This is a genomic window from Bradyrhizobium sp. CFUWI, from assembly GCF_056429085.1.
In genome coordinates this window covers 1-3,352 of the sequence record NZ_JBWJZE010000074.1, presented here as the reverse complement: position 1 = coordinate 3,352, position 3,352 = coordinate 1, and the positions used below count along the sequence as shown (strand labels likewise).

Below are 3,352 nucleotides of genomic sequence, written 5' to 3'. Positions count from 1 at the left end.
GAATGCCGGAGAATGCGTCCGGCGACTCCTCTTCGTCATCTTCGCTCCTGATTCGCGGCAAGAAGCCTCGCCGCTGTCAGGCAGAAAATCCACTCAAGCTACTGTCCGAATTTGCGGAGCCAGCTCTCGACGCTGCCCGCGTCCACGATCTCCGAATCATGGTTGCCCATAGATTCAGATGCCTTCCGAAAAAACAACTGTAATGCTAAGGTAGGCCGCGACACGACGCTCTTTCGATGCCGGATCGTATCGCCGGCGCCCGTTCCGACCGACAAGCCTGACCCGCAGTTTCTGATCATCGTCTTCCATCAAAAGGTGTCCACCTATTTGGTGGACACCTCATGCATCAGGGCACTCAACCGCAAAAGTTGCGGGGAAGTTGGCGCTCGCCATCGTTCTGAAACTACAAGGCGATTGGAGTATATGAATCTCATCTAAGGCGTGGCTTGTGGAAACAAGCAAGAGCTCGTGACGATGCGCATTCCGAGCCCCCGATGGCCGAAGAGAATCAGTCGCCAATCGAGCCGCTATCGAGTAAGACCATGCCGTCCAAGCGGACGGAAATCAGAGAGGAGGAAGGCGCTCCCTTGTGCCACCATCCGTCGAGCTGCGTGCATCGCCACCGCGTTGATGTCACCGCGCCTCGCTCGTGACGCTGCGCGCGGACGGGTTACCAGACATATAAGTGCGGCCAACATCGCAAATGCGATCGGCAACCCTGCGAAGTTCGCGAGGAAACCGACGAACCCCGGTCCACGAGAAGTCCCGCATAGCCAACGTGGTGATCGCGGCAACCGCTAGCACTACTTTGGCAGATTGTGTTTTCGCCGCTGTTTTTCACGGATTTTCCGGCAATAAGGGCACTGCTGAGACGGCGGCCAAAGGATGAGATCGACGATGACGTGACGTACGGCTGGCATGGTTGGCTGAGGCGGCGGACCGTTGATTCTTTTTTTTCCGCCCCGCGTATGCGAGGCGACGATGTTGCAGGAAGCGTAGGCAATCATTGTCATCAAGGCGTGGCGATGAAGACCTTGCCAAGATCGCCCTTCGAAGTGATCAAGTCCAAGCTCCTCCTTCAGCTGTTGATGCGCCTGCTCACAAATCCACCGTGCCTTGATAGTGGCGGCCAGCGTGCGCAGATCCGTCGCCGCCGGAAGATTGGCGAGATAGTATTTCTTCTCCCCGGAGGCACGTTGCTCGCCAATGAGCCAGGCTTCGTCGCCTGGGAGATGCTGCTGACCTTTATCCCATATTCGTTGCGGAGGGCCGTCGGCGGTGCGGACACGGAGAGCAGCAAAACGAGCTTTAAGCCGACCTTTCGTCCCGCTACGCCAACTCACGGTTTTCCATTTGGCGCTGGCCAGCATTTGTTCTGCCGCAATCGATAAGATATCGGGCACGTGGTGCTTTCGTGGTTTGCCACGGACTTTGGTGATCGGCCAAATGAGCTTCACATCGACCGGATACACTTTCTGGTGCCGAGGGATACCGACTGCCCAGGTCAGCCCGCGCTCTGTTAACCCTTGTCGAAACGGTGCACTGAGGCCGTATCCTGCATCTGCCAGCACACATCCAAAGCGCATGTTAGCTGCCATCGCGCGGTCAATCTCGGCCAATGCGATCTCCGGCTTGGACCGTGGCGTTCGGTGTTCGATTGGCACGCGAGCACTCTTCAAACGAGACATGTCGCTTGTCCAGCTGTCAGGCAGAAAGAGACGTAACGCGACCATCACGGGCACTTCGCCGCGCGCAAGCGTTAAAGACACCAGCGTTTGGCAATTTGCGGTCTTACCGAGAGCCGACGCGTATTGAGCCGCAACACCGACCGATCGCTCACCCTTCTTCGGCAGTGAGGTGTCATCAATAACCAGCATCGCATCCCTGCCGCCGACAAGTCGGTCCGCCTGGTTGAGCAGCTCCGTCTCCAGCGGCGTCTCATCCCAGACACCGTCCGCAATGAAATGGTGCAACTGATCGTAGTTGCTCGTGGCTAGGCGTTCCGCCATTGGCTGAACGCTCTTGCGATCGCCCGGACCGATTCATCCCGCAACATAAAGAGGACACATCCGCTGCCGGGTCTTATGACCCAGCCGGTCCAAGAACGGCATCAGCCAACGTTCGAGTTCGTCTTCCCATCCCGGCATGGTCAGCCCTCCAAGAGCCGACCACCCATGAATCATTGAAAAATTGATTCGGGAATCCTATAAAACGCGACAAAATCAACAATCTGCCAAAGTAGTGCTAGGCTCAGGACCCATTGATTGAGATAGAAGGCGACTGAGGCTGCGATGCAGATCGCCGAGAAGAAGGTGTGAGCGCATCGGTCGTAGCGGGTGGCGATGCGTCGCCAATCCTTGAGTTTGGCGAATAGATTTTCGATCTTGTGCCGGGAGCGATAGAGGCCTTTGTCGTAGGCGAGCGGTCTGGTCGGCGGGATGCAGGCTTCCATGCCTTTGGCCTTCAGGGCCGCACGGAACCAGTTGGAGTCGTAGCCGCGGTCTGCGATCAACGCCGAGGCGGGCGGCAGGACTCCGAGCATCAGGCGAGCGCCCTTGTGGTCGCTCATCTGGCCTTCCGAGAGCAGCATGACGAGCGGCTTGCCAATGTCGTTGCAGACGACGTGGAGCTTGGAATGCAACCCGCCTTTCGTGCGGCCGATGCAGCGGGAAAGAACCCCTTTTTTAGGAGGCTCGCAGCCGTTCGGTGCGCCTTCAGATGCGTGGAATCGATCATGATGCGCTCTGGCTTCGGTCCTTCCGCCGCCAGGGTGGCAAAGATCCGATTGAACACGCCGAGCCGGCTCCAGCGGATGAAGCGATTGTAGAGCGTCTTGTGCGGACCGTAGCCCTTCGGCGCGTCCTTCCACTGCAGACCTGCGAATGACATAGACGATGCCACTGACAACGCGGCGGTCGTCGACCCTCGGCACGCCATGCGCCAACGGAAAACACGGCGGTATGCGCGCCATCTGGCGCGCGCTGAGCAGAAACAAATCACCCATCAAAGTCTCCGAATCAGGAGACCTTGAATCACGCATCAATCAAAATTAATAGGTCCTGAGCCTAAGCTTGCGCCCAACGCAGCCTTGCGCACTTATGTGGAGGAGAGACTTGCCGGCAGTGTTGTAGCCCCGAGCGGAGCTTGTATTGCTGACCTCACCGTTCGGTGGAACGGCCGCCGGCAGGGCCGGCGAAAGGATCGACGATGGGCCAAGGCATGGAGTGAGCTGGTCCCGCAAATCTGAACAGCGCGATAAGTGGAGTTTCTGCCTGACGGCGGGCAAGATTGACCCGCGAATCAGGAGAGACGATGAGCAGACGAGCACGGCGGAACCACACTCCGGCTTTCA

The 3,352-nt window shown here is 58.1% G+C and carries 1 protein-coding gene and 5 pseudogenes; 2 read left to right on the top strand and 4 right to left on the bottom strand.

Annotation, left to right across the window (positions count from 1 at the left end; genetic code table 11):
- The coding region (locus AC066S_RS38545) for a hypothetical protein (protein ID WP_478271897.1) at nucleotides 1-203 on the top strand (203 nt) is incomplete at its 5' end.
- A gap of 4 nt (nucleotides 204-207) precedes the next feature.
- Here the strand turns inward: AC066S_RS38545 and AC066S_RS38540 are convergent.
- The 3 pseudogenes from AC066S_RS38540 to AC066S_RS38530 all read right to left on the bottom strand — a co-directional run.
- Nucleotides 208-309: pseudogene (locus AC066S_RS38540) on the bottom strand (IS66-like element accessory protein TnpA); the annotation flags it as partial.
- Nucleotides 310-837: 528 nt separating this feature from the next.
- Nucleotides 838-2,183: pseudogene (locus AC066S_RS38535) on the bottom strand (IS701 family transposase).
- An 83-nt stretch (nucleotides 2,184-2,266) separates the two neighbouring features.
- Nucleotides 2,267-3,004: pseudogene (locus AC066S_RS38530) on the bottom strand (IS5 family transposase); the annotation flags it as partial.
- Between the two features lie 54 nt (nucleotides 3,005-3,058).
- On the opposite strand from AC066S_RS38530, the pseudogene AC066S_RS38525 reads away from it, so the two are divergent.
- Nucleotides 3,059-3,226 (top strand): annotated as a pseudogene (locus tag AC066S_RS38525) (IS30 family transposase); the annotation flags it as partial.
- Here the strand turns inward: AC066S_RS38525 and AC066S_RS38520 are convergent.
- Nucleotides 3,159-3,352 (bottom strand): annotated as a pseudogene (locus tag AC066S_RS38520) (hypothetical protein); the annotation flags it as partial. The pseudogenes AC066S_RS38525 and AC066S_RS38520 overlap by 68 nt on opposite strands.